This window comes from Kitasatospora saccharophila, from assembly GCF_039529925.1.
Lineage (GTDB): Bacteria > Actinomycetota > Actinomycetes > Streptomycetales > Streptomycetaceae > Kitasatospora > Kitasatospora saccharophila.
In genome coordinates this window covers 19,380-43,006 of sequence record NZ_BAAANS010000035.1, presented here as the reverse complement: position 1 = coordinate 43,006, position 23,627 = coordinate 19,380, and the positions used below count along the sequence as shown (strand labels likewise).

The window sequence follows — 23,627 nt, the reverse complement described above, 5'->3', positions numbered from 1 at the left end:
GCACCCCGCCGCACTGCGGGGCCGTGTTCCCGGTGAACGGACACGGTGACCTATCGTACGGACCACCCACAGGTAGTCCGAGCACCCCCCGACCGAGCGAGCCGAGGCATGCACAAGACCCTCATCGTCACCAACGACTTCCCGCCCCGGCCCGGCGGCATCCAGACGTTCATCCACAACATGGCCGTCCGGCAGCCCGCGGGCTCGATCGTGGTGTACGCCTCCACCTGGCGCGACGGCCGCGAGGTCGCCGAGTTCGACGCCCGGCAGCCCTTCCCGGTGATCCGCGACCGGACCAGGATGATGCTCCCCACCCCGCGGGTCACCCGCCGCGCCGCCGACCTCCTGCGCGCCGAGGGCTGCACCTCGGTCTGGTTCGGCGCCGCCGCCCCGCTCGGACTGATGGCCCCCGCGCTGCGCCGGGCCGGCGCGCAGCGGCTGCTCGGCATGACCCACGGGCACGAGGCCGCCTGGGCCCAACTGCCGCTCTCCGCCCAACTGCTGCGCCGGGTCGGGGCCGGCACCGACGTGCTGACCTACCTCGGCGAGTACACCCGGTCCCGGATCGCCCGGGCGGTCGGACCGGACGCCGCCCGGCGGATGGTCCGACTGCCGCCCGGCGTCGACGAGACGGTCTTCCGGCCGGACTCCGGCGGCGACGCCGTACGGGCCCGGCTCGGGCTCAGCGAACGGCCGGTGGTGGTGTGCGTGTCCCGGCTGGTGCCGCGCAAGGGCCAGGACACCCTGATCCGCAGCTGGCCGCGGGTGCTCGCCGCCCACCCCGACGCGGTGCTGCTGATCGTCGGCGGTGGCCCCCACCGGGCCGAACTGGAGAAGCTCGTCGACACGGTGGGCGTCCGCCCCTCGGTGGTCCTCACCGGCGAGGTGCCCTGGGAGGAGCTCCCGGCCCACTACGGGGCCGGCGACGTCTTCGCGATGCCCTGCCGCACCCGGCGCGGCGGACTCGACGTCGAGGGCCTGGGCATCGTCTACCTGGAAGCCTCCGCCACCGGGCTCCCGGTCGTCGCCGGGGACTCCGGCGGGGCCCCGGACGCGGTCCGCGAGGGCGAGACCGGGTACGTGGTGCCCGGCAAGGGCGGGGAGACGCTGCTCGCGGAGCGGCTGGTGCGGCTGCTCGGCGACGAGGGCCTGCGGCGCCGGATGGGCGAGGCGGGCCGCGCGTGGGTGCACGCGGCCTGGCGCTGGGACATGCTCGCGGAACGGCTCACGGAGGTGCTGCAGGCCCGCTGAGCGCTGCGCTCGGCGGGAGGAGCACGCCAGCGAGATCGCGGGATGGTGCGAGTTCGTGTCCTGCGTCGCGATCCGGCTGTGCGTGCTCGGTCGGCCGCGCAGTTCCCCGCGCCCCTGATTTCCCTCCCGGGAGGGGGTCAGCGGGTGTAGAGGCTCTCGATCTCGGCGGCGAAGTCCTTGAGGACGACGTTGCGCTTGAGCTTGAGGGAGGGGGTGAGGTGGCCGCCGGCTTCGGTGAAGGTGGTGGTGAGGAGGCGGAACTTCTTGACGGCTTCGGCGTGCGAGACGGCCTGGTTGCCGTCGTCGATCGCGGCCTGGACGGCGGCGAGGAGGTCGGGGTCCTCGCGGAGCTGTTCGACCGTGGCGTCGGCGGGCTTGCCGTTGAGGGCCTTCCAGCGGGGGAAGAACTCGTCGTCGACGGTGACCAGGCAGGCGATGAAGGGCTTGCGGTCGCCGACCACCATGACCTCGCCGACGATCGCGTGGGCGCGGATGCGGTCCTCGATCACGGCGGGGGCGACGTTCTTGCCGCCGGCGGTGACGATGATCTCCTTCTTGCGGCCGGTGATGGTGAGGTAGCCCTCGTCGTCGAGGGTGCCGAGGTCGCCGGTGGCGAACCAGCCGTCGCGGAGGGCGTCGGCGGTGGCGGCGGGGTTGTTCCAGTAGCCGGTGAAGACCTGCGGGCCCTTGAGCAGGACCTCGCCGTCCGCGGCGATCCGGATCGCCGAGCCGGGGAGCGGCTGGCCGACGGTGCCGATCTTGGGCTTGTCGTGGGGGTTGAAGGCGGTGGCGGCGCAGGACTCGGTGAGGCCGTAGCCCTCCAGGACGACGAAGCCGATGCCGCGGTAGAAGTGGCCGAGCCGTTCGCCGAGCGGGGCGCCGCCGGAGATGGCGTAGCGGCAGCGGCCGCCGAGGGCGCCCCGGAGCTTGCCGTAGACCAGCTTGTCGAAGACCGCGTGCTTGATCCGCAGGCCGAGCGAGGGGCCGCCGTCGTCGAGGGCGCGGCTGTAGGCGACGGCGGTGTCGGCGGCGCGGTCGAAGATCCCGCCCTTGCCGTCGGCCTGGGCCTTGGCGCGGGCGGTGTTGTAGACCTTCTCGAACACCCTGGGGACGCCGAGGATCAGGGTCGGCCGGAAGGAGCCGAGCTCCTCGGTGACGTTCTTGATGTCGGAGACGTGGCCGAGCCGGACCGGCGCGATGGCGGCGGCGATCTCGGCGATCCGGCCGAGCACGTGGGCGAGCGGCAGGAACAGCAGGACGGAGGACTCGCCGGTGCGGAACAGTTCGGGCATCCGGGCGGTGACGTTGCCCAGTTCGGCGAGGAAGTTGCCGTGGGTGAGCACGCAGCCCTTGGGGCGGCCGGTGGTGCCGGAGGTGTAGACGAGGGTGGCGGTCGAGTCGGGCCCGGCCAGTCGGCGGCGTTCGGCGATCACGGCGTCGTCCACGCCGGCGCCGGCCCGGGCGAGGGCGGCGACGCCGTCCCGTTCGATCTGCCAGGTGTGCTTCAGCTCCGGCAGTTCGGCGCGGACCCCGTCGACCACGGCGGCGTGCTGGTCGGTCTCGGTGACGACGGCGAGCGCGCCGGAGTCGCCGAGGATCCAGCGGACCTGCTCGGCGGAGGAGGTCTCGTACACCGGGACGGTGACCGCGCCGGCGGTCCAGATCGCGAAGTCGAGCAGCGTCCACTCGTAGCGGGTGCGGGACATCACGGCGACCCGGTCGCCGGGGCCGACGCCGGAGGCGACCAGGCCCTTGGCGACGGCGTGCACCTCGACGAGGAACTGGGCGGCGGTGAGGTCCTGCCACTGCCCGGCGGACTTGCGGCTGAGCACAGCGACGCCCGGGTGGCGCTCCGCGTTCTGGTGGACCAGGTCGGCGAGGTTGCCGTCGCTCGGTACCTGGTAGCGGGCCGGAAGGCTGAACTCGTCGAGCAAGACTGCTCCTCGTCTGCGACGCTGCGGGACGACTGGACGTTACTGCCGGGTAGGCGCGTTCGACCAGAGGGGTCGGCCCCGGTGTTCCGATCGTCACACCGCAGGTCGGACGTGCGGGGCGACCGAATCGAACCCTACGGCAGCCCGGAGGTGACCCGCCGGTAGGTGCCCGCGCGGGAAGCGGGCGGCCCCGCCCGCGATAGCCTCTGCTGGGCGCACAGCAGCACAGGGAGATCGCGGAGGCCGCAATGGCGGAGCACACCAGGTCGAGCATTGTCATCGACGCCACCCCGGCCGAGGTCATGGCGGTGATCGCCGACTTCGCCGCGTACCCGCAGTGGACCGGCGAGGTCAAGGAGATCGACGTCCTGGAGGCCGGGCCCGACGGCCGCGCCGCCAAGGTGCGGCTGCTGCTGGACGCCGGGGCGATCCGCGACGAGCACACCCTCGCCTACACCTGGGACGGCGACCGCGAGGTCAGCTGGACCTTGGTCAGCAGCCAGATGCTGCGCGCCCTGGACGGCTCGTACGCGCTCGCCCCCGCCGGGAAGGGCACCGAGGTCACCTACCAGCTGGCCGTGGACGTCAAGATCCCGATGCTCGGCATGATCAAGCGCAAGGCCGAGAAGGTCATCATCGACCGAGCACTGGCCGGGCTGAAGAAGCGCGTGGAGAGCTGACCGGGCCCGTGGCCACCCGCACCGTACTGGTCAGCGGCCCGGAGTCCGGCCGGATCGCCGCCGCCACCGCCCTGCACCACGCCCGGCAGGGCAGCGACACCCTGCTGCTGGCCGCCGACGACCCGCACCGCGCGGTGGACGACCTGCTCGGCGTCCGGCTCGGACCCGAACCCGTCGAACTGGAACGGCACCTGGAGGCCGCCCGGCTCGACGAGCAGGCCGCCTTCCGGGCCGCCCTGGACGGCTACCGCGACCGGCTCGCCCCCGCGCTCGACCTGATCGGCGCCCAGCCGCTCGACCCCGAGGAACTCGCCCCGCTCCCCGGCACCCGCGCCCTCGCCCTGCTGCGCGCGCTGCCCCGGGCCAAGGCCGAGGTGCTGGTGGTCGCCGCGCCGCCGCCCGCCGAACTGATCGCCACCCTCGCGCTGCCCGCCCAGCTGGAGCGCTACCTCGCCCGGCTGCTGCCCGAACAGCGCCAGGCCGCCCGCGCGCTGCGCCCGCTGCTGGCCAACCTGGCCGGCCTCCCGCTGCCCACCGACCGGCTGTTCGAGGCCCGGGCCGCCGCCTCCGCCGCGCTCGCCGAGGCCGCCGCCGCGATCACCGCCCCCGGCACCACCGTCCGCCTCGTGTTGGACGCCGCCCGCCCCGCGCCCCGCGCACTGGCCCGGATCCGGGCCGGGCTCGCCCTGCACGGCCTGCCGCTGGACGCGGTGGTCGCGCACGGCGCGCTGCCCGCCGCCGCGGCCGGCTCCGCGGACCCCTGGCTGGCCGCGACGGCCGCCCGGCAGGACGAGCAGCTCGCCGCCGTCGCCGAACGGCTGGGCGAGGTGCCGGTGCTGGTCGCCCGGCAGCCCGACGGCGGCCTGGAGGCGCTCGCCGAACGCCTCTACGCCACCGGCGCCCCCCGGCCGCCCGCCCCCGCCGACCCCCGGGTCGAGGACCGGCTGGCCGCCGACAACCAGCTGCTCTGGCACCTGCCGCTGCCCGGCGCCGACCGGGGCGAGCTGGAACTGCTGCGCCGCGGCGACGAGTTGGTGCTCGGCGTCGGAGGTTACCGGCGGGTCCTGGCACTCCCGTCCGCGCTGCGCCGTTGCACGGTCAGTGGGGCCGGGCTGGCGGACGGGGTGCTGTCGGTGCGGTTCACGCCCGACCCCGCGCTCTGGCCGCGCGGGTAACCGGGCGGGCGGGTCGGACGGGTCGGACGGGTTGGACGGATGGGGAGTGGCGCGATGAGCACCGAACAGCAGCAGGAACAGCAGGAGCAGCAGCAGGAGCAGGAACGGCCGGGCGGGGCGGGGGAGTTCGCGCCGCTGGTCGAGGAGGTGCGCAGGTTCGCCGCCGCGGTGGGCGTCAAGGCGGTGGAGATCGGCGGCCGGCTGCGCGAGTCCAACCCCGAGGTGTACGGCCACCTCGCGGCCGCGGGCGGGGAGTTGCTGGCCGCCTACCGGGCCGCCGTCGTCCGGCACGAGCGGAACTGGTCCGCGCCCCGACACGCGGAGGCCGAACGGGTGGACCTGGACGGGGCCGCCGAAGGGCCCGACAAGTAATCAAACCGGCCGGACAGTGGCGTCACGCTACGGTCACGGCTCACTACCGAGCGGTACCGTTGGTATGACTTCTGAAGGCACCATGACCAATGGGTCGGCAATTGCCTTCGAATAATGTACGCCTGGCTGTATACGCGGAGACCCCTCAGCGGGTACGGTTCCGCTGAGCGGGAACGAGTGAATAGCTGAGGGACACATGGCTCTGACCATCGGCGTGGACGTCGGCGGTACCAAGATCGCAGCAGGCGTGGTCGACGAGTCCGGCGAGATTCTGGCCAAGACCCGGGTGCCGACCCCGGCCGACCCCCAGTGGGCGGTCGATGCGATCGCCCAGGGCGTACGGGAGTTGAAGGAGCAGTACCCCGACGTCGCGGCGGTCGGTGTCGGCGCCCCCGGGTTCGTCAACCGGGACCGCTCCACCGTCCTGATGGCGCCCAACATCGCCTGGGAGAACGAGCCCCTCAAGCAGCGGGTCGAGGAGCTCACCGGCCTGGAGACCGTCGTCGAGAACGACGCCAACTGCGCCGCCTGGGCCGAGTTCCGGTTCGGCGCCGCCGCCGAGTACGAGGACATGGTCCTGATCACCGTCGGCACCGGTATCGGCGGCGGCATCGTCCTCGACGGCCGGCTGCACCGCGGCCGGTTCGGCGTGGCGGGCGAGATCGGCCACCTCAACATGGTTCCCGACGGCCTGGAGTGCGGCTGCGGCGGCCACGGCTGCTGGGAGCAGTACGGCTCCGGGCGCGCGCTGCGCCGCTACGGCCGCGAGCGCGCCGCCGCCGACCCGATCGCCGGCAAGCGGATGCTCGAACTCAACGACGGTGTCGCCGAGACCATCCGCGGCATCCACATCACCGAGGCCGCCGCGGAGGGTGACGCGCTGGCGCTGTCCTGCTACGCGGAGCTGGCCGACTGGCTCGGCCGCGGCATGGCCGACCTCGCCGCGCTGTTCGACCCGGGCGTCTTCGTCCTCGGCGGCGGCGTCTCCGACTCCGGCAACCTGCTGCTCGACCCGGTCACCGACAGCTTCCACAAGTACCTGACCGGCGGCCCGGCCCGTCCGGTCGCCAACGTGGTGCTGGCGTCGATGGGTTCGGCCGCGGGCATCGCCGGCGCGGCGGACCTGGCGCGGGTCTGACCCCCGGCGCCGGGCAGCACGGCTGAAGAACGCACCGCGAGGCCGCGACGGGTGGCAAGTCACCGCCCCCGTCGCGGCCTTGCCGTTCCCGCCGCGCGCTCCCCGGGCCCCTGAAATCGCGCCCCGGGTTTGTTACTGTCGGTCAGGTGACGGACACTGGGGTTGCGTTGGCGTCGTCCGGGGCGGAGCCGGACGGGGCGCGACGGGTACGGGTGCTGAGCTACAACGTGCGGTCGCTGCGCGACGACCGGGCCGCGGTGGCCCGGGTGATCCGGGCCTGCGAGCCGGACGTGGTGTGCGTGCAGGAGTCGCCGCGGTACTGGAAGACCGAGAAGGCCGCGGCCTGGCTGGCGCACAAGACCGGGCTGGTGATCCTCGCCGGGGGCGGGCGGGTGGCGGCGGGCCCGCTGCTGCTCGGCAACCTGCGGGTCGACCTGCTGGAACTGCGGGACGTGCTGCTGCCGAAGACCCGGGGGCTGCACGCGCGCGGCTTCGCGAGCGCGCTGCTGCGGATCGGCGGGAGCCGGCCGTTCTCGGTGACCAGCTGCCACCTGAGCCTCGAACCGGCCGAGCGGCTGCGGCAGTTCGCCCTGCTGCGGGGTCAACTGCGGCCGGGGGAGCCGGGGGTGATCGCCGGAGACTTCAACGAGCCGCCGGAGGGCCCGGGTTGGCGCGGCCTCGCCGCGGAGCTGACCGACGCGCACGCGAAGGCGCCCTGGGGCGGCACGTACACCTCGGTGCCCAAGCAGCCCTACCAGCGGATCGACGGGGTGTTCGCCACGCCGGACGTCGAGGTGCTCGGCTGCGGCGTGCCGTACCCGCTGCCGGGCGTCGCGGAGGCGGACCTGCGGGCCGCCACCGACCACCTGCCGGTGCTGGCGGCGCTGCGGATCCCGGCGCCGGAGTGAACGCGCCCGAGCGGGCCTGAGCGGCCCCGAGCGGCCTTTGGCGGCCTCCGCCCGGGGCCGAGCGGTCCGTCGACTCCCGGGCGCGGCACGGCCGTTCAGACGACGGCGCCGCCGTTCGGGTCCTCCGGCTCGTCCTCGTCGCGGTCCTTCATCCGGGCCACCAGGGTGCCGAAGCCGCCGAGGAAGGACAGCAGGCCGACCCAGGCGGGCCAGCCGGAGACCTCGTGCCAGACCACGGCGTCGAACAGCAGCAGCGCGGGGCCGCCCAGGACGGCCAGCCAGGCGAACTTGGCGGTGGTGTCGGCGGGGGGCAGCGGCGGCGGCTCCGGCGGGACGAAGTGCCCCTCGTCCGGGTCCTCGGCGGGCGAGTAGTCGCGCGGGCCGTCGCCCGGGCGGGGGACCGGGCGCGGGGTGAAGTCGCCCAGGCCGCCGTTGCTGGTGGTCGGCGCGGTCGGCCCGCGCCGCTCGGGCCCGCGCTCCCGCTCGTGCTGCGCGCGCAGGTTCTCGACCTCGGGCCAGGCCGGGTCGGTGAGGTCGACCGGGTCGTCGAACTGGGCCACCAGCGCGGCGAAGATCGCGTCCTGTTCGGCCTGGCTGCCCGCGGCGGGGCGGCGCGGGACCGGGGCGGGCGCGGCCCCGGCGGCCGCCGGCTCGGCCGCCTGGGCGTCCTCGCGGGGCAGGTCCTCGTCGTCGTTCGCCTTGCTGGTCTCGTTCACATCCGGCCTTTCAACCCGAGTGGTTCCCGGCATCGACCGCCGCTGCCGGGGCCAGCCGCCGGACGAAGTCGAGGCTCGCCCCGAAGACCAGACCGGCGTCGTGGTCCAGCGTGGCCACGTGGAAGCTGCGCTCCAGCAGCAACTCCGTCACATCGGTCGAGGATATCCGGGCGAGCACGGTGGCCGAGTTGCGCGGCGAGACCACGTGGTCCTGCGGACTGTGCAACAGCAGAACCGGCTGGGTCACCGAGGGCATTCCCGCCCGGACGACCTTCCACAGCCGGGCCAGTGACCAGGCGGCGTGCAGCGGGACGCGGTCGTAGCCGACCTCGGCGGCGCCGGGCCGGGCGATGTCGCCGGCCACGCCCGGGAGCGAGGGGAGCAGGTGGCGCAGGAGCGGAAGAAGCACCGTCGCGGGGTTGTCGGAACGCACCGAGGGGTTGACGAGCACCAGTCCGGAGACCCGGTCGCCCCGCTCCGCGGCCAGCCGCAGGGCCAGCGAACCGCCCATCGAGAGCGCGCAGACGAAGACCCGCCCGCACTCGGCGGCCAGTTCCTCGAAGGCGGTCTCCACGGTGGCGTACCAGTCCTCCCAGCGGGTGGGCTGGAGGTCCTGCCAGCGGGTGCCGTGGCCGGGCAGCAGCGGGACGGACACGGTCAGGCCCGCGTCGGCGAGGTGCTCGGCCCACGGGCGCATGGACTGCGGGGAACCGGTGAAACCGTGCACCAGCAGCACGCCGACCGGACCGCCCGCTCGGCGGTACGGCTCGGCACCCGGCAACAGCGGCATGCGGGACTCCTGGAGGTGCGGTCAGGGTGAGGGTGGCTCGATGGTCCCACGGGCGGGATGCCCCGTACAGGGGCCCGGTGCGCGGACGGACGGTTCGCCGGTGCACCGGGCGGCAGGCGGGGGCATTAGGATCGTCCGGTCCGCACCTCAGGAGGCTCCGGTTGTTCTACCGACTGATGAAGATGATCGTCGCGCCGCTGCTGCGGATCTTCTTCCGGCCGTGGATGGAGGGCGAGGAGAACATTCCGGACGAGGGTCCGGCCATCCTCGCCAGCAACCACCTTTCGTTCTCCGACTCGTTCTTCCTGCCGGCCCTGCTCAAGCGCCGGGTGACCTTCATCGCGAAGGCCGAGTACTTCACCACGCCCGGCATCAAGGGCCGGCTGACCGCCGCCTTCTTCAAGGGCGTCGGCCAGCTGCCGGTGGACCGCTCGGGCGCCCGCGGCGCCGGTGAGGCGGCGATCCGCAGCGGCATCGCGGTGGTCGAGCGCGGCGAGGTCTTCGGCGTCTACCCCGAGGGCACCCGCTCGCCCGACGGCAAGCTGTACCGCGGCAAGGTCGGCGGCCTGGCCCGGGTCGCGCTGGCCACCGGCGCCCCGGTGATCCCGGTCGCGATGATCGACACCGAGAAGGTGCAGCCGCCCGGCCAGGTGATGCCCAACTTCGGTGTCCGGCCCGGCATCCGGATCGGCCGCCCGCTCGACTTCTCCCGCTACCAGGGCATGGAGAACGACCGGTTCATCCTGCGCTCGGTCACCGACGAGGTGATGTACGAGATCATGCGGCTGTCCGGCCAGGAGTACGTGGACATCTACGCGACCGCCGCCAAGCGGCAGCTCGCCGAGGAGAAGAAGGCCGCGGACGCCGACCGCAAGGCGCAGCAGAAGGCCGAGAAGGCCGAAGCGGCGGAGGCGGAGAAGGCCGCCGGGGCGGACAAGGCCGACGGGCCGGAGAAGGCCGACGGCGCCGCGGACGGGAAGGCCGCCGCGGACGGGAAGGCCGACGGGGCCTGACGGGCCGTCACGGGGGAGTGCAGGGGGAGTTCGGACGATGGAGGACCACAGACCCGTCGCGGTGCCGCACCGGGCGCCGACCGCGGCCCGGCCCGGGCCGGCCGGGGTGGCGCCGGCCGGGGTGGTGGCGGCCGTGGCGGCCGGCGGCATGTCGGTGGAGCTGCCGCTGTGGCGCGCCATGGGCTACTTCCGGGTGCTCGCGCTGGCCTACGCGGTGCTGCGCTACCTCACCTCGTACCACCAGTTCCTGCACCCGGTGTCCGGCTGGATCTTCCTGGGCGCGCTGAGCCTGTGGACGCTGGCCTCCACCCGGGCGTTCGCCGGGCCCCAGCGCTGCACCTGGCTGGTGCTCGGCACCGACCTGACGGCCGCGGTGACCGGCATCGTGATGAGCGGGATCATCGACACCCCGGCCCGGATCCACGGCGGCGCGCCGACCCTGCCGACGATCTGGGCGGCCGGGACGGTGCTCGGCTTCGCCGGCAAGGGCGGCTGGCGGGCCGCCGCGTTCGCCGGTGCGGTGATCGGCGCGGCCAACATCCTCGGGCACGGCGGGGTCAGCCCCGACAACCTGCACAACATCGTCCTGCTGCTGCTCGCCGGCTGCGCCATCGGCTACGTGATCGAACTGGCCCGGGCCAGCGAGGCGGTGCTCACCCGGGCGCTCCAGGTGGAGGCCGCCACCCGGGAGCGCGAACGCCTCTCCCGGGACATCCACGACGGGGTGCTGCAGGTGCTCGCCCTGGTGCACCGCCAGCAGGGCGACGCCGCCGAACTCGGCCGGCTGGCCGGCGAGCAGGAGCGCGCGCTGCGGGCCCTGATGACCGGCGGGCGGCCGCCCGAGGACGACGGCGACGCGGACGGCGAGCGGGACCTGCGCCCGCTGGTCTCCCGGCACGCCGACGAGCGGATCACCGTCGCCGCGCCCGCCACGCCCGTCCTGCTGCCCGCCGCCGCCGCGTCCGAACTGGCCGCCGCGGTCGCCGCCGCGCTGGACAACGTCCGCCGGCACGCCGGGGAGGCGGCCCGGGCCTGGATCCTGGTCGAGGACGAACCGGAGGCGGTCACCGTGTCGGTGCGCGACGACGGCCCCGGCTTCCCGGCCGGACGGCTGGCCGAGGCGCAGCGCGACGGCCGGCTCGGGGTCGCGCAGTCGATCCGCGGCCGGATGCTCGACCTCGGCGGCAGCGCCGAGCTGTACTCGGTGCCCGGGCAGGGCGTCGAGGTGGAACTGCGGTGGCCGAGGAGCGGACGTGACGACTGATCAGCCGGTGCGCGTGATGGTGGTGGACGACCACCCGATGTGGCGCGACGGGGTGGCCCGGGACCTGGCCGAGGCCGGGTTCGCGGTGGTCGCCACCGCCGGGGACGGCGAGGAGGCGGTGCGCCGGGCCCGGGCCAGCACCCCGCAGGTGGTGGTGCTGGACCTCAACCTGCCCGCGCTGTCCGGCGCCGAGGTGTGCCGCCGGGTGGTGGAGGCCGACCCGGCGGTGCGGGTGCTGGTGCTGTCCGCCAGCGGCGAGCACGCCGACGTGCTGGAGGCGGTGAAGTCCGGCGCCACCGGCTACCTGGTGAAGTCGGCGGGCCGCGAGGAGCTGCTCGACGCGGTGCGCCGCACCGCCGTCGGCGACCCGGTGTTCACCCCCGGCCTGGCGGGCCTGGTGCTCGGCGAGTTCCGCCGCCTCGCCGCCGAGCCCGGCACCGCCGCCGAGCCGGCCGCCCCGCAGCTGACCCCGCGGGAGACCGAGGTGCTGCGGCTGGTCGCCAAGGGCCTGTCCTACCGGCAGATCGCCGACCGCCTGGTGCTCTCGCACCGCACCGTGCAGAACCACGTCCAGAACACCCTGGGCAAGCTCCAGCTGCACAACCGGGTCGAGCTGGTCCGGTACGCGATCGAGCAGGGGCTGGACGAGGAACTGGGCTGAGCGCTCCCGGGGTTCAGGCCGAGCAGCGGTCGCCGGCCGAGGTGGTGACGGGCTTGAAGGCGTCGCGCAGCTCCTTGTCGGTGAAGTCCGGGCCGAAGGCGAAGGAGGTGCGCAGGGCGTTCATCCAGTCCGGGTCCTGCAGGTAGTCGTTGATGGCCTGGCGGAGCAGCTCGCACGCCTTCCGGTGCCCCTTGGGCAGGACCATCATCAGGAACTGGGTCTTGCCGATGTGGGCGTCCCGGGCGACCCGGTACGCGCGTCGACCGCCGCTGCCGGAGTTGGCGGCGACGCCCTGCAGCACCAGGTAGTCGGAGAGCACGGCGTCGGCGGTGCCGTCGTCGACCCGCTCCAGGCACTCCTTGAGGTTGGCGCCGGTGACGGTGACCTGCGGGCCGATGTCCTTGAGCTGCGCCTCGGAGGTGGTGCCGCCGGACACGCACACCCGCAGCGGCTTGAGGTCCTCGGACTTGGCGACCGTCCGGGGGTCGTCGGCCTTCAGCAGCACGCCCAGCGGGGTCTGCAGGTAGGGGCCGGCCAGGTCGTAGTCCCGCTTGAGGTCGTCGCGCTCGGAGATGTCGGCGACCACCAGGTCGACCTTGTTGTGGTTGGCCTTGCCGTCGGTGAGGGCGTCCTCCCAGTTGGCGGTGGTCACCGTCAGCGAGGTGTAGTCGATCTGCCGGGAGCCGAGCACCTTCATGGTCAGGTGCGGCTCGAAGCCGTCGTACACCCCCTTGTCGGTGAACTCGGACATGCCCGGCCGGTCGGTCTTGAAGCCGACCTTGACCGGCAGGTTGTCGAACGGGGACTTCTCCTCGCCGGCGGAGCAGCCGGACGCGGCGGTGGCGAGCAGGAGCAGGCCGGCCGCCAGGTGGGCGGCGGGGCGCGGGACGGGCACGGGGGCCTCCTAGCGGGTGAACCGGACGCGTTGGATCTCGACGTTCTGGGCGCAGCCGCCCCCGGCGTGCAGCAGCAGGGTCAGACGCAGGTCGGTGCGCCCGGAGGGCACCGGGACGGAGAGCAGCGCGCCCGGGTGCTGCCGGCCGCTGCTGCCGCCCTGGTCGGTGCTGAGCTCGGCGGTCACGTCGGCGCAGGCGCCGCTGCCCGGGTTCGGATCGCTCAGCAGGAGTTTGGTCTCCAGCCGCTTCGCGCCCTCGGGGACGTTGATCCTGGCGGTGGTGGTGCCGCCGGGTTGGACGGTGCGGAGGGTCCAGCCGGTCTCCTGGTCCAGCAGTGGCGGCGGGTCGTCGGGCCAGGCCACCGCCGTCACCAGGCCGGCCGTCGCCAGCAGGGCCGCGCCGACGGCCAGCAGCACCCGCCGTCTGCCCCCGGGCTGCGGCGGTGGCGGTGGTGGCGGCTGCTCCGGGGGCAGCGGCTGCTGCACGGTGGGCGGCCGCGGCGGCCTGGAGCGGGACTTCTCCACCGCCTCCTCGGCGATCCGGGCCAGTTGGTGCTCCTGCCGGCCGCGCAGGTCCCGCAGCAGGTGGGCGGGGCTGCCGATTACCATGGCGTGGCGGGCGGTCTCGACCAGCCGCCGGCCGTCCGTCCGCTCCGGCGTCACCGGCGGGAAGCACAGCACGCCCGCGATCACCACCAGGTCGGCCCGCTCGTTCACGGTCAGCCCCGGGGCGCTCTGGACCTGGGCCAGGAACGCCACCCAGTCGCCGCGCAGGCTGGCCCCGGCGAAGCCGACCAGCCAGTCGTGCAGGTGGCCGATCGCGGCGGACGGCTGTCCGTGCTCCTCGGCCAGGAAGCCGGCGATCCGGGCGGCGGACGTCGCCAGTTGGCGGGGCTGCACCTGGACCGGGTAGCCGGTGCTCTCGGCCAGGTGCTGCTCCAGGTCGGGCAGCACGGGCGCCAGGGTGAACCACTCGGCGAGGATGCGCTGCAGCATCTGCCGGGTCTCCCAGGTGCAGCGGTCCACGGTCACTCCTCCGGGTCGAGGTCGAGCAGGGCGCCGAGCCGGTCCAGGGCGCGGTGCGGGCCGCACAGTTCGCGGGCCCCGGCCAGCAGGGCGCGCAGGGCGTCGGCGGGGCTGCGGTGCTCCAGGCAGGCCGCGGCGAGGGCGCGCAGGTGCAGGGCGGCGTGCGCGTGGTACGGGACCCTGACCTGCTGGCCGGGGCCGAGCCGCTCGTTGACGGCCCTGATCAGCTCCAGCCGGGCCGCCGGGTCCTCCAGCAGGGACGGTTCGCCGAGCAGCCGGGCGACCGCGCCCGCCGTCGGCGCGGGCGCCCGGGGCGGTCCGGCCGGCGGGGCGGGCGGCAGCGGTGGCAGCAGCGGGAGCAGCGCGGACAGCGGGGTCAGCCAGCCGCCCACCGGGTCGTCGCCGTCCGCGGTCGCCTTGACCACGCCGACCACCCGGCCGTCCCCGTCGAGCGCCATGCTGCCGCTCAACCCGTGCTGGATCCAGCCCTGTTGGACGCGCAGCCCGAGGCCGGAGGGCCCCGCCACGGTCAGCCGGGCCGACTCCGGGCCGACCTCGCCGGTCACCGGGTTCACCGCGAAGCCGTGCACCAGGACGGCCGCGCCGCCCGCCGGGTCGCGCCCGGCGAGCGGCACCGCCGGGGCGCCGGCCAGGCCGGGCGCGGTGAGCAGCGCGAGGTCCGGCGGCGGGTAGCTGGCCGCGCCGGGCGGCCGGTCCGGCGGGAACAGCCGGGCGGTGCGCACCGGGTGGGCGTCCCCGCCGTGCCGGGCCGCGGTGAGCCCGGGGTGGCCGTGCACCACGTGCGCGCAGCTGACCAGCAGGCCCGCGCCGAGGTGGAAGCCGCTGCCGAGGAAGGCCCCGGCCGGGTCCGCGAGGCGGACCGCGGCGGCGTCCGGGCTCACGCGGCGGGGCGGTCGTCCGGCCGCTTCCAGCTCAGCCGGACCACCAGGCTCGCCTGGCCGGAGGCTTCCGCGAGCACGCCGATCAGGCGGCCGGACTTCACCCCGAGGGTGAGGCCGAACTCCACCTCGAAGCCGTCCGGGTCGCCCGCCTCGCGCGCCGTCTCGCGGGCCCAGCGCCCGACCGCGCGGACGGTGCGCCGCACCTCGCCGAGGCTGTGGGTGACGGCCGCGGTGGCCGCCCCCGCGTCCCCCGCCGGGCGGCCCGGTCCCTGGCGGACGGCGGCGTGCAGGACGGTGCCGTCGTCCAGGGCGATCTCCACGGTGCCGGGCACCGGTGCGTTCGTCATGCATCCCCCAACTCATGACCGGCGAGCAGGATATGAATACCAGTCAGCTGGGGAGAGATCCAGACCTTTCCGGAAGCCCGGGCGGTGGGCGGGGGAGCGGCCCGGGCGGCCGGTTTCAGCCGCGCACGGCCGCGGCGGCGCCCAGCAGTTCGGCGACGATCTCCACGCCCTCCCGGGTGAGCACCGACTCGGGGTGGAACTGCAGGCTGGCGAAGCCGGGCCCGCGCAGCGCGTGCACGTCGCCGGTGCGGGCGTCCCGGGCGACCTCGACGCCCTCGGCGGCCAGCCGCTCGGCCGCCGCCGCGTCGCAGCGGGCGGTGAAGGTGTTGTAGAAGCCGACGGTGCGGCGGGTGCCGAACAGGTCGACGGCCTCCTGGGCACCCTGGTACGGCACCGCCTTGCGGGCCAGCTCCAGCCCCAGCCGCGCGGAGAGCAGCTGGTGGCTGAGGCAGACCGCGAGCAGCGGCGCGGTGCGCGCCCCGGAGCGGACGGCGGCCAGCGCGTCGGCGACCACCGGGCGCAGCAGCGCCATCTTCGGGTCGGCCGGGTCGGCCGGGTCGCCGGGGCCGGGGCCGAGCACCAGCGGGCCGGGGTGCGCGGCGGCCCGCTCGCGCAGTCCGGGGGCGTCGTAGCGGAGCACGGTGACGGTGTGGCCGAGCGAGCGCAGCAGGTGGGCGAGCATCGCGGTGAAGGTGTCCTCGCCGTCCACCACCAGGGTGTCGGCGCCGGGCAGCGGCGCGGCGGGCTGCTGCATCCGCAGCCAGAACGGGGCGAGCCCGGCCCGGCGGGAGTCGAGGGCGGCCTGCACCCGGTGGTCCTCGGCGAGCCGGGGCCGGGCGGCGGCCTCCTTGGCGGAGCGGGCCGGGCGGGCGCCGATCGCGGAGAGCACCCCGGCGGCCTTGGCGTGCGTCTCGGCGACCTCGGAGCGCGGGTCGGAGTGCCGGACCAGGGTGGCGCCGACCCGGACGACCAGCGAGCCGTCGGCGGGGTCGATGTCGGCGGCCCGGATGCAGATCGGCGAGTCCAGCTGCTGGCCGCCGCTGGCCGAGCGGCCGATCAGGGCGAGCGCGCCGGAGTAGTAGCCGCGGCCGCCGCGCTCGTACCGGTCGATCACCCGGGTGGCGTTCTGCACCGGGCTGCCGGTGACGGTGGCGGCGAACATGGTCTCCCGCAGCACCTCGCGGACGTCCAGCGAGGTGCGGCCGCGCAGTTCGTACTCGGTGTGCGCGAGGTGCGACATCTCCTTCAGGCGCGGGCCGAGCACCTGCCCGCCGAGGTCGCCGACCGCGCACATCATCTTCAGCTCCTCGTCGACCACCATGGTGAGCTCCTCCAGCTCCTTGGGGTCGCGCAGGAACTCCAGCAGCGAGTCGGCGGTCGGGCCGCCGGCCGGGTAGCGGTAGGTGCCGGAGATCGGGTTCATCACCACGGTGCCGCCGGACTGCCGGACGTGGACCTCGGGGGAGGCGCCGACCAGCACCCGGTCGCCGGTGTGCACCAGGAAGGTCCAGTAGGCGCCGCGCTCGTGCTCCAGCAGCCGCCGGAACAGGGTGAGCGCGGTGGCGGTGGAGTACCCGGCCAGCTCGGCCCGGAAGTCGCGCCGGATCACGAAGTTGGCGCCCTCGCCGCGGCCGATCTCGTCCCGGATGACCCGGCGGACGATCTCCGCGTACTCCTCGTCGTCGATGTCGAACTCCCCGCCGCGCAGCTCCACCGGCGCGTCGGGCAGCGCGGCCAGCACCGCCGCCAGCGGCAGCGCGTACTGCTCGTCGACGGACAGCGCCCGCAGCGGGGTGCCGTCCTGCCGGGCGGCGAAGCCGCGCTCGCGGATCTGCGCGTACGGGACGAGGGCCAGCAGGTCGTGCCGCGGGCCGCCGGCGGGGACGCCGTCCGGGACGGGCAGGTCGGCCAGCGCCGCGTGGTCGGTGACCCCGCCGATCAGCAGTTCGACGGTGTCGGGGGCGAGCCTGGGCGCGCGGCGGTGCAGCAGGGCGAAGGCCGGGGCGCCGGGGGCGGTGAGCCGGGCGAGCAGGTCGGCTGCGGCGGCGGTGGTGGTCACGGCTGCGGTGTTCCTTCCGGGAGGGTGCTGCGGGGGTTCCGCCGCCTCCGGGAGGCCGTGACGCTGCACACACGCGCCGACGGCCGCCCCGGAGGGCGGCCGTCGTTCGTCGCTAGGGACGCGCGATCAGTGGGCCGCCCAACGGGCTGGCCCACCACCAGGAGAAGGTGTGCGTCGCGGTCACGGAGCAGACCATAGCCCACCGGCGGGCGGCGCGGGGAGGGATCGCGGCGATGTCCACTTCCCGTCTCACCCACCGGGCGGCACCCCCAATCCGCTTGTGCCACCCCGTAGCCTTGCCCTGTGACCGTGACTAACCACTCCTGGCAGTCCCTGCCCGCGGCGCAGCAGCCTGAATGGCCGGACCAAGAGGCTCTGCGCAAGACCCTTGCGGAGCTGGCCTCCTATCCGCCCCTCGTCTTCGCCGGCGAGTGCGACCAGCTGCGCGCCCGGCTCGCGGCCGTCGCGCGTGGTGAGGCGTTCCTGCTCCAGGGCGGCGACTGCGCCGAGGCGTTCGACGCCGTGTCGGCCGACCACATCCGCAACAAGCTGAAGACCCTGCTCCAGATGGCCGCCGTGCTCACGTACGCCGCGTCCGTCCCGGTGGTCAAGGTCGGCCGGATCGCCGGCCAGTACTCCAAGCCCCGCTCCAAGGGCACCGAGACCCGCGACGGCGTGACCCTGCCGACCTACCGCGGCGACTCGGTCAACGGCTTCGAGTTCACCGCCGAGGCCCGGATCCCGGACCCGGAGCGCCTCAAGCGGATGTACAACGCCTCCGCCGCGACGCTCAACCTGGTGCGCGCCTTCACCACCGGCGGCTACGCCGACCTGCGCCAGGTGCACGCCTGGAACCAGGACTTCGTGCGCAACTCCCCGGCGGGGCAGCGCTACGAGCAGCTGGCCCGGGAGATCGACCAGGCGCTGGCCTTCATGAACGCCTGCGGGGTGGCCCCGGAGGAGTTCAAGACGGTCGAGTTCTTCTCCTCGCACGAGGCGCTGATCCTGGACTACGAGACGGCGCTGACCCGCACCGACTCGCGCACCGGCGAGCTGTACGACGTCTCCGGCCACATGGTGTGGATCGGCGAGCGCACCCGCCAGCTGGACCACGCGCACATCGAGTTCGCGTCCAGGATCCGCAACCCGATCGGCGTCAAGCTCGGCCCGACCACCACGGTGGACGACGCGCTGACCCTGATCGACCGGCTCGACCCGGAGCGCGAGCCCGGCCGGCTCACCTTCATCACCCGGATGGGCGCGGGCAAGATCCGCGACCACCTGCCCACCCTGGTGGAGAAGGTCACCGCGTCCGGCGCCCAGGTGGTGTGGATCACCGACCCGATGCACGGCAACACCTACGAGGCCTCCAGCGGCCACAAGACCCGCAAGTTCGACGACGTGCTGGACGAGGTCCGGGGCTTCTTCGAGGTGCACCGCGCGCTCGGCACCCACCCGGGCGGCATCCACGTGGAGCTGACCGGCGACGACGTCACCGAGTGCGTCGGCGGCGGCGACGAGGTGCTGGTCGACGACCTGCACCAGCGGTACGAGACGGCCTGCGACCCGCGGCTCAACCGCAGCCAGTCGCTCGACCTGGCCTTCCTGGTCGCCGAGATGTACCGCGACCAGTGAGGCACCCGCGGTAGGTGTGACGAAGGCCCCTCCGTTCTCGGGCGATCCGAGGCGGAGGGGCCTTCTTCGTACCCGGAGCACCAGGTAAGGTAAGGCTCAGTAAACCGCACCAATCGTGGAAGGGGCCGCACATGTACGTGTGCATGTGCCACGCGGTCACCGAGGCCCAGGTCAAGCAGAAGATCGACGAGGGGGCCAGCACCCCGCGCCAGATAGCCCAGGGCTGCAAGGCCGGCACCGACTGCGGTTCCTGCGTGCGCCGCATCCAGGCGCTGCTCGGCGAGCACGGCGCCCGCCCCTGCCCGACCGCCCGGCTGGCCGAACGGCTCGGCCTGGCCGCCGACCCGGCGGTCGGCGCCCCGAAGGCGGCCTGAGCCGCGGCGGCCTCAGCTGCTCTCGGGCTGCTCGATCAGCTGCGCGATGTAGAGCGCCTCGCCGAGCTTGTCCAGCAGCTCCAGCTGGGTGTCCAGGTAGTCGATGTGGTGCTCCTCGTCGGCGAGGATCGACTCGAAGATGTTCGCCGAGGTGACGTCGTTCTTGGCCCGCATCACCACGATCCCGCGCCGCAGCCGGTCGATCGCCTCCACCTCGACCTGCCGGTCGGCCTCGAACATCTCCTTGACGGTCTGCCCGATCCGGACGTGGAACAGCCGCTGGTAGTTCGGCAGGCCGTCCAGGAAGAGGATCCGGTCGGTCAGCACCTCGGCGTGCTTCATCTCGTCGAAGGACTCGTGCCGGGTGTACTTGGCGAGCTTGGTCCAGCCGAAGTTCTCCTGCATCTTCGCGTGCAGGAAGTACTGGTTGATGGCGGTGAGTTCGGCGGTCAACTGCTCGTTGAGGAACTCGATGACCTCGGGGTCGCCCTGCATGGCCTGCCTTCCTGTGCGCATTCCGGTCGGTGTCCGGATGTCCCGCATCGTGGCAGCTGAACAGGTGCGCTTCCAGTAAGTTCACGCTTACAGCCGCCCCGGTGATCGACTTTTTCCGGCCGTCCGCACCGCGCTGAACTGCGGTGATGCCGAGCTCATTGGGCCGTTCGGGGGTATCTCACCCGAACGCCCGCGCGGTTTCGCCCCGCGTTTCCCCCCTCCGCCGCGGCGCATTCCCGGGTGCCCGGGAAGGGGGCGCGCGAAGGGGGCGCGCGCGATTCACCGCCCGCCGTCTGTCACCATGGGGGACATGGGTCAGCACGAACCGGAACAGCAGCCGCCGACTGACCCGAGGCTCCCCCCGGGGCAGCGGCCGCAGCGCGGCTGGCCGGTCCTGCACTACGGGCCGGTGCCCCGGTTCAAGCCGCAGAGCTGGGACTTCCAGGTGTTCGGGGCCACCGCCGACGCCGAGAAGACCAGTTGGGACTTCCCCGCCTTCCACGCCCTGCCCAAGACCACCGTCCGCGGCGACTTCCACTGCGTCACCAAGTTCTCGATGCTCGGCAACGAGTGGACCGGCGTCGCCGCCCGGACCGTCCTGGACCTCGTCCCGCCCGACCCCACCGTCACCCACGTGATGGTCTGGGCCGAGTACGGCTACAGCGCCAACCTGCGGCTGGCCGACTTCGCCGACCCGGCCACCGTCTTCGCCACCCACCACGACGGCCGCACGCTCACCCTCGAACACGGCTTCCCGGTCCGCCTGGTGGTGCCCCACCTGTACGCCTGGAAGGGCCCCAAGTGGGTGCGCGCCGTCGAGTACATGCGGGCCGACCGGCGCGGCTTCTGGGAGGAGCGCGGCTACCACAACCTCGCCGACCCGTGGCGCGAGCAGCGCTACTCCTACCAGGAGCAGCCCGGCGAGGGCCCGCTGCGCTGAGGCGGCGGGCCCGGCCGCGGGCTCAGAACAGGCTGACGGTGATCGTCACGGTGGCGCCCTGCCTCGCCGGGGTGTTCGCCGCGGGGGACTGGCCGGACACCTTGCCGATCGGGATCAGGCCGGCGATCTCCGGCACGAACCCGGCGTCCTGGAGCGCCCGCGAGGCGTCCTCCTTGCTCATCCCCTTCACGTCCGGCACCAGGTGCATGCCCTTGGAGACGGTCAGCGCCACCGGCGAGCCGGGCGACAGCCTGCCGCCGGCCGCCGGCTCGGTGGAGACCACCGAGCCCTTCGGCACGGTGTCGCTGAACACCTCGGTGCTCGCCCCCGCCGTCAGCCGGGCGTCGGCCAGCGCCTTGGCGGCGTCCGCCGCCGACCGGCCGGTCACGTCCGGCACCGGCACCCGCTCCGGGCCGCGCGAGAGCACCACCTTCACCGCGTCGCTCTTGCGGACCTTGGTGCCCACGCCCGGATCGGTCGAGATCACCTGCCCGGCCTGCACCGACTCGCTGAACTGCTCGCTGTACGAGCCGTGCAGCCCGTCCTCGTCCAGCGTCGCCGCCGCCTGCTCCCGGCTCTGCCCCAGCACGCTCGGCACCGTCGCGTACACCGCGTTGGACAGCGCGTACGTCACGCCGCCCACCAGCAGCAGCAGCGCCACCAGCACCGCCGACCAGATCAGCGGGCGGCGGCCGAACGGCGAACGGCGGGAGGGGCCCGGCAGGCCGCGCGGCGGATCGTCGTTGACCGCCGGGCGCACCGGCGGCAGCAGCTCCGGCGGGACCTCCAGCACGCTGGTGCGGTCCAGCGCCGGAACCCGCTCGATCACCGCGGTGGCCTCGCCCGGGCTGTGCACCGGGGTGGGCCGGGTCGAGGCGGGCGGCTCGGCGTCCAGCTGCGCGGCGGGCAGCGAACGGCGGGCCCGCTGCACCGAGGCCAGCAGCTCCACCGCGTCCCACGGCCGGGCCCGCGGGTCGCGGGCGGTCGCCGCCGCCACTATCGCGTCCAGCTCCGGGCCCACCGCGGGGGCGGTGCGGGACGGCGGCGGGACGTCCTCGTGCAGGTGCCGGTACATCACCTGGGCGGCGTTCTCCCCGGTGTGCGGCCGGGCGCCGGTCAGCATCTCGTACAGCAGGATGCCCGCCGCGTAGACGTCCACCCGCTGGTCGGTGGGCTCCTGGCGGATCTGCTCCGGCGCCAGGTAGGCGACGGTGCCCATCAGTTGGCCGGTCTCGGTGGCCGAGGTGGCGGTGGAGTCCGCGCCCTCCAGCACCCGGACCAGGCCGAAGTCGGCGACCTTCACCAGGCCGGTGTCGGTGATCAGCACGTTCTCCGGCTTGACGTCCCGGTGCACCAGACCGGCCCGGTGCGCCGCGCCGAGCGCCGCCAGCACCGGCTCCAGCACGTCCAGCGCGGCCCGCACCGACAGCGCCCCGCGGTCGCGCAGCACGTCGCGCAGGTTGCGGCCGGGCACGTACTCCATCGCCATGAACACGGCCCGCGGGTCGGCGCCCTGGTCCAGCACGTTCACCACGTTCGGGTGGGCGAGCCGGGCCACCGCCTTGGCCTCCCGGATGAAGCGCGCCGTGAAGTCGCCGTCCCCCGCCAGCGAGGGGTGCATCACCTTCAGCGCCACCGTCCGGTCCAGCCGGGTGTCGGTGCCCCGGTAGACGGTCGACATGCCGCCGACCGCGATCCGCTGCTCGACCCGGTAGCGGCCGTCGAGGAGCACGCCGTACAGGGGGTCGTCGAGGGTCATGTCCACCCGAGGAGTCTAGGGGTTGGGTATTCGGAGCGGCCCGTCGGCGGGCCGGTCACCAGGGGATGCGCGGCGGGTACAGCTGGAGCAGCACCAACAGCAGGAGCAGCAGCAGGAGGTGCGCGATCAGGGCGCCGAGCCCCGCCCGGTACAGCCGCACCGAGGTCGACGCACCCAGCGGGGCGGTGCCCGCGCCGATCGCGGCGCCGATCAGCACCGGCACCAGCGGCAGCAGCACCAGCGGTCCGGCGGAGGCCAGCAGCAGGCCGTCCACCAGCACCACCGGCCCGCAGGTCAGCACCGCGCCCAGCACGTCCGCCTCGCGGCGGCCCGCCTCCACCATGAAGATCCCCCCGGTTCCCGTACGGCGCTGCCATGGTGGCAGCCCGCCCGCGGCCCGGGCACGGTTCCCGGGCGAACCGTTCCCGAACCGGGACATGCCGCGGGCGGCGCCCTCAGAACGCGGGGCGCTCGCGGGTGTCGGCCAGGCCGGCGGTGGGGGAGGACGCCTCGGCGTAGTAGCGGCGCGGGATCCGGCCCGCGCGGTGGGCCAGCCGACCCGCCTCGACGGCCCGGCGCATCGCCTCCGCCATCAGCACCGGCTCCTGGGCGCGGGTCACCGCGGAGGCCAGCATGACGGCGGAGCAGCCGAGTTCCATCGCCAGCGCGACGTCGCTCGCGGTGCCCGCGCCCGCGTCCAGCACCACCGGGACGTTCGCGGACTCCACGATCAGCTGGAAGTTGTGCGGGTTGCGGATGCCCAGGCCGGAGCCGATCGGCGAACCCAGCGGCATGATCGCCGCGCAGCCGACGTCCTCCAGCTTGCGGGCCAGCACCGGGTCGTCGTTGGTGTACGGCAGCACGGTGAAACCGTCGTCGACCAGCGTCTCGGCGGCGTCCAGCAGTTCGATCGGGTCGGGCAGCAGGGTCCGCTCGTCGGCGATCACCTCCAGCTTCACCCAGTCGGTGCCGAGCGCCTCCCGGGCCAGCCGGGCGGTCAGCACCGCCTCGCCCGCGGTGTAGCAGCCCGCCGTGTTCGGCAGCACCCGGATGCCGTTGCGGGACAGCACCTCCAGGACCGAGCCCCGGGTGGTGGTGTCGACCCGGCGCATCGCCACCGTGGTCAGCTCGGTGCCGGACGCCCGCAGCGCCTGCTCCAGCACCTCCAGGCTGGGCGCGCCGCCGGTGCCCATGATCAGGCGGGAGCCGAAGACGGTGCCGCCGATGACGAGCGCGTCGTCGACCGTGGCGGTGGCTGCGGTGGCTGCGGTGGCCGTGGTGTCGTCAGCCATG

The 23,627-nt window shown here is 74.3% G+C and carries 24 protein-coding genes; 12 read left to right on the top strand and 12 right to left on the bottom strand.

Annotation, left to right across the window (positions count from 1 at the left end; translation table 11 throughout):
- Positions 1 to 108: 108 nt before the first annotated feature.
- Positions 109 to 1,251 carry a glycosyltransferase family 4 protein gene (locus ABD345_RS24320; protein WP_344554716.1) on the top strand — a complete coding sequence of 381 codons (1,143 nt, stop codon included), beginning with the start codon at positions 109 to 111 and terminating at the stop codon, positions 1,249 to 1,251.
- Positions 1,252 to 1,388: 137 nt separating this feature from the next.
- On the opposite strand, the gene ABD345_RS24315 is transcribed toward ABD345_RS24320, so the two are convergent.
- The gene (locus ABD345_RS24315) at positions 1,389 to 3,185 is read right to left on the bottom strand and encodes an AMP-dependent synthetase/ligase (protein ID WP_344554715.1); all 1,797 of its coding nucleotides are present in this window, start codon (positions 3,183 to 3,185) and stop codon (positions 1,389 to 1,391) included.
- A gap of 248 nt (positions 3,186 to 3,433) precedes the next feature.
- Between ABD345_RS24315 and ABD345_RS24310 the strand changes: the two genes are divergently transcribed.
- The 5 genes from ABD345_RS24310 to ABD345_RS24290 all read left to right on the top strand — a co-directional run bounded on the left by ABD345_RS24310 (position 3,434) and on the right by ABD345_RS24290 (position 7,458).
- A complete protein-coding gene (locus ABD345_RS24310) occupies positions 3,434 to 3,865 on the top strand; it encodes an SRPBCC family protein (RefSeq protein WP_344554714.1) in 432 nt (143 codons plus the stop codon).
- Between the two features lie 8 nt (positions 3,866 to 3,873).
- Positions 3,874 to 5,040: an ArsA family ATPase gene (locus tag ABD345_RS24305; RefSeq protein ID WP_344554713.1), complete on the top strand. Its 1,167-nt coding sequence runs from the start codon at positions 3,874 to 3,876 to the stop codon at positions 5,038 to 5,040.
- Positions 5,041 to 5,094: 54 nt separating this feature from the next.
- Complete coding sequence (locus ABD345_RS40340; RefSeq protein WP_380272964.1) at positions 5,095 to 5,412, top strand: DUF5304 family protein; 318 nt, start codon at positions 5,095 to 5,097, stop codon at positions 5,410 to 5,412.
- Between the two features lie 196 nt (positions 5,413 to 5,608).
- Positions 5,609 to 6,550 (top strand): ROK family glucokinase, encoded by a 942-nt coding sequence (locus ABD345_RS24295; protein ID WP_344554712.1) that lies wholly within the window; start codon positions 5,609 to 5,611, stop codon positions 6,548 to 6,550.
- Between the two features lie 146 nt (positions 6,551 to 6,696).
- The gene (locus ABD345_RS24290) at positions 6,697 to 7,458 is read left to right on the top strand and encodes an endonuclease/exonuclease/phosphatase family protein (RefSeq protein WP_344554711.1); all 762 of its coding nucleotides are present in this window, start codon (positions 6,697 to 6,699) and stop codon (positions 7,456 to 7,458) included.
- 95 nt (positions 7,459 to 7,553) lie between these two features.
- Here ABD345_RS24290 and ABD345_RS24285 read toward each other — a convergent pair whose 3' ends face one another.
- The gene (locus ABD345_RS24285; protein WP_344554710.1) at positions 7,554 to 8,174 is read right to left on the bottom strand and encodes a hypothetical protein; all 621 of its coding nucleotides are present in this window, start codon (positions 8,172 to 8,174) and stop codon (positions 7,554 to 7,556) included.
- 10 nt (positions 8,175 to 8,184) lie between these two features.
- Positions 8,185 to 8,964: an alpha/beta hydrolase gene (locus ABD345_RS24280; RefSeq protein ID WP_344554709.1), complete on the bottom strand. Its 780-nt coding sequence runs from the start codon at positions 8,962 to 8,964 to the stop codon at positions 8,185 to 8,187.
- Between the two features lie 176 nt (positions 8,965 to 9,140).
- Here ABD345_RS24280 and ABD345_RS24275 point away from each other — a divergent pair, with 176 nt between their 5' ends.
- The 3 genes from ABD345_RS24275 (at position 9,141) to ABD345_RS24265 (ending at position 11,902) form a co-directional block, all read left to right on the top strand.
- Complete coding sequence (locus tag ABD345_RS24275; protein WP_344554759.1) at positions 9,141 to 9,977, top strand: lysophospholipid acyltransferase family protein; 837 nt, start codon at positions 9,141 to 9,143, stop codon at positions 9,975 to 9,977.
- A 148-nt stretch (positions 9,978 to 10,125) separates the two neighbouring features.
- A complete protein-coding gene (macS, locus tag ABD345_RS24270) occupies positions 10,126 to 11,241 on the top strand; it encodes a MacS family sensor histidine kinase (RefSeq protein ID WP_344554758.1) in 1,116 nt (371 codons plus the stop codon).
- Between the two features lie 16 nt (positions 11,242 to 11,257).
- Positions 11,258 to 11,902: a response regulator gene (locus ABD345_RS24265; RefSeq protein ID WP_344554757.1), complete on the top strand. Its 645-nt coding sequence runs from the start codon at positions 11,258 to 11,260 to the stop codon at positions 11,900 to 11,902.
- Positions 11,903 to 11,915: 13 nt separating this feature from the next.
- Here the strand turns inward: ABD345_RS24265 and ABD345_RS24260 are convergent, their stop codons facing one another.
- The 5 genes from ABD345_RS24260 to ABD345_RS24240 form a co-directional block, all read right to left on the bottom strand.
- The gene (locus ABD345_RS24260) at positions 11,916 to 12,797 is read right to left on the bottom strand and encodes a transporter substrate-binding domain-containing protein (protein ID WP_344554708.1); all 882 of its coding nucleotides are present in this window, start codon (positions 12,795 to 12,797) and stop codon (positions 11,916 to 11,918) included.
- 9 nt (positions 12,798 to 12,806) lie between these two features.
- Positions 12,807 to 13,823, bottom strand: a complete 1,017-nt coding sequence (locus ABD345_RS24255) for a hypothetical protein (RefSeq protein WP_344554707.1) — start codon at positions 13,821 to 13,823, stop codon at positions 12,807 to 12,809.
- Positions 13,824 to 13,825: 2 nt separating this feature from the next.
- The gene (locus ABD345_RS24250) at positions 13,826 to 14,725 is read right to left on the bottom strand and encodes a S1 family peptidase (RefSeq protein ID WP_344554706.1); all 900 of its coding nucleotides are present in this window, start codon (positions 14,723 to 14,725) and stop codon (positions 13,826 to 13,828) included.
- Complete coding sequence (locus tag ABD345_RS24245) at positions 14,722 to 15,072, bottom strand: CU044_2847 family protein (protein ID WP_344554705.1); 351 nt, start codon at positions 15,070 to 15,072, stop codon at positions 14,722 to 14,724. Before ABD345_RS24245 ends, ABD345_RS24250 begins: the two co-directional genes overlap by 4 nt.
- Positions 15,073 to 15,187: 115 nt before the next feature.
- Positions 15,188 to 17,131 carry an anthranilate synthase family protein gene (locus ABD345_RS24240; protein WP_344554704.1) on the bottom strand — a complete coding sequence of 648 codons (1,944 nt, stop codon included), beginning with the start codon at positions 17,129 to 17,131 and terminating at the stop codon, positions 15,188 to 15,190.
- 303 nt (positions 17,132 to 17,434) lie between these two features.
- Between ABD345_RS24240 and ABD345_RS24235 the strand changes: the two genes are divergently transcribed.
- On the top strand, positions 17,435 to 18,766 hold the full coding sequence (locus ABD345_RS24235; RefSeq protein WP_344554703.1) for a class II 3-deoxy-7-phosphoheptulonate synthase: 1,332 nt from the start codon (positions 17,435 to 17,437) through the stop codon (positions 18,764 to 18,766).
- 131 nt (positions 18,767 to 18,897) lie between these two features.
- Positions 18,898 to 19,140, top strand: a complete 243-nt coding sequence (locus ABD345_RS24230) for a (2Fe-2S)-binding protein (protein ID WP_344554702.1) — start codon at positions 18,898 to 18,900, stop codon at positions 19,138 to 19,140.
- Positions 19,141 to 19,152: 12 nt separating this feature from the next.
- On the opposite strand, the gene bfr is transcribed toward ABD345_RS24230, so the two are convergent.
- On the bottom strand, positions 19,153 to 19,635 hold the full coding sequence (bfr, locus tag ABD345_RS24225) for a bacterioferritin (RefSeq protein ID WP_030461011.1): 483 nt from the start codon (positions 19,633 to 19,635) through the stop codon (positions 19,153 to 19,155).
- 310 nt (positions 19,636 to 19,945) lie between these two features.
- On the opposite strand from bfr, the gene ABD345_RS24220 reads away from it, so the two are divergent.
- The gene (locus ABD345_RS24220) at positions 19,946 to 20,575 is read left to right on the top strand and encodes a sulfite oxidase-like oxidoreductase (protein ID WP_344554701.1); all 630 of its coding nucleotides are present in this window, start codon (positions 19,946 to 19,948) and stop codon (positions 20,573 to 20,575) included.
- A 22-nt stretch (positions 20,576 to 20,597) separates the two neighbouring features.
- On the opposite strand, the gene pknB is transcribed toward ABD345_RS24220, so the two are convergent.
- The 3 genes from pknB to ABD345_RS24205 all read right to left on the bottom strand — a co-directional run bounded on the left by pknB (position 20,598) and on the right by ABD345_RS24205 (position 23,626).
- Positions 20,598 to 22,334, bottom strand: a complete 1,737-nt coding sequence (gene pknB / locus ABD345_RS24215; RefSeq protein ID WP_344554756.1) for a Stk1 family PASTA domain-containing Ser/Thr kinase — start codon at positions 22,332 to 22,334, stop codon at positions 20,598 to 20,600.
- 55 nt (positions 22,335 to 22,389) lie between these two features.
- Entirely contained in the window at positions 22,390 to 22,677 is a 288-nt protein-coding gene (locus ABD345_RS24210) for a hypothetical protein (RefSeq protein WP_344554700.1), read from the bottom strand.
- A gap of 112 nt (positions 22,678 to 22,789) precedes the next feature.
- A complete protein-coding gene (locus tag ABD345_RS24205; protein ID WP_344554699.1) occupies positions 22,790 to 23,626 on the bottom strand; it encodes a thiazole synthase in 837 nt (278 codons plus the stop codon).
- Between the last annotated feature and the right edge of the window lies 1 nt (position 23,627).

What these genes read in the sequence shown, in the direction of transcription:
- ABD345_RS24320 (WP_344554716.1), top strand. Translation starts at nt 109, where the DNA reads ATGCACAAGACCCTCATCGTCACCAACGACTTCCCGCCCCGGCCCGGC.
- ABD345_RS24310 (WP_344554714.1), top strand. Translation starts at nt 3,434, where the DNA reads ATGGCGGAGCACACCAGGTCGAGCATTGTCATCGACGCCACCCCGGCC.
- ABD345_RS40340 (WP_380272964.1), top strand. Translation starts at nt 5,095, where the DNA reads ATGAGCACCGAACAGCAGCAGGAACAGCAGGAGCAGCAGCAGGAGCAG.
- ABD345_RS24295 (WP_344554712.1), top strand. Translation starts at nt 5,609, where the DNA reads ATGGCTCTGACCATCGGCGTGGACGTCGGCGGTACCAAGATCGCAGCA.
- ABD345_RS24280 (WP_344554709.1), bottom strand. Translation starts at nt 8,964, where the DNA reads ATGCCGCTGTTGCCGGGTGCCGAGCCGTACCGCCGAGCGGGCGGTCCG.
- ABD345_RS24275 (WP_344554759.1), top strand. Translation starts at nt 9,141, where the DNA reads ATGAAGATGATCGTCGCGCCGCTGCTGCGGATCTTCTTCCGGCCGTGG.
- macS (WP_344554758.1), top strand. Translation starts at nt 10,126, where the DNA reads ATGTCGGTGGAGCTGCCGCTGTGGCGCGCCATGGGCTACTTCCGGGTG.
- ABD345_RS24265 (WP_344554757.1), top strand. Translation starts at nt 11,258, where the DNA reads ATGGTGGTGGACGACCACCCGATGTGGCGCGACGGGGTGGCCCGGGAC.
- ABD345_RS24245 (WP_344554705.1), bottom strand. Translation starts at nt 15,072, where the DNA reads ATGACGAACGCACCGGTGCCCGGCACCGTGGAGATCGCCCTGGACGAC.
- ABD345_RS24230 (WP_344554702.1), top strand. Translation starts at nt 18,898, where the DNA reads ATGTACGTGTGCATGTGCCACGCGGTCACCGAGGCCCAGGTCAAGCAG.
- bfr (WP_030461011.1), bottom strand. Translation starts at nt 19,635, where the DNA reads ATGCAGGGCGACCCCGAGGTCATCGAGTTCCTCAACGAGCAGTTGACC.
- ABD345_RS24220 (WP_344554701.1), top strand. Translation starts at nt 19,946, where the DNA reads ATGGGTCAGCACGAACCGGAACAGCAGCCGCCGACTGACCCGAGGCTC.
- pknB (WP_344554756.1), bottom strand. Translation starts at nt 22,334, where the DNA reads ATGACCCTCGACGACCCCCTGTACGGCGTGCTCCTCGACGGCCGCTAC.
- ABD345_RS24210 (WP_344554700.1), bottom strand. Translation starts at nt 22,677, where the DNA reads ATGGTGGAGGCGGGCCGCCGCGAGGCGGACGTGCTGGGCGCGGTGCTG.
- ABD345_RS24205 (WP_344554699.1), bottom strand. Translation starts at nt 23,626, where the DNA reads ATGGCTGACGACACCACGGCCACCGCAGCCACCGCAGCCACCGCCACG.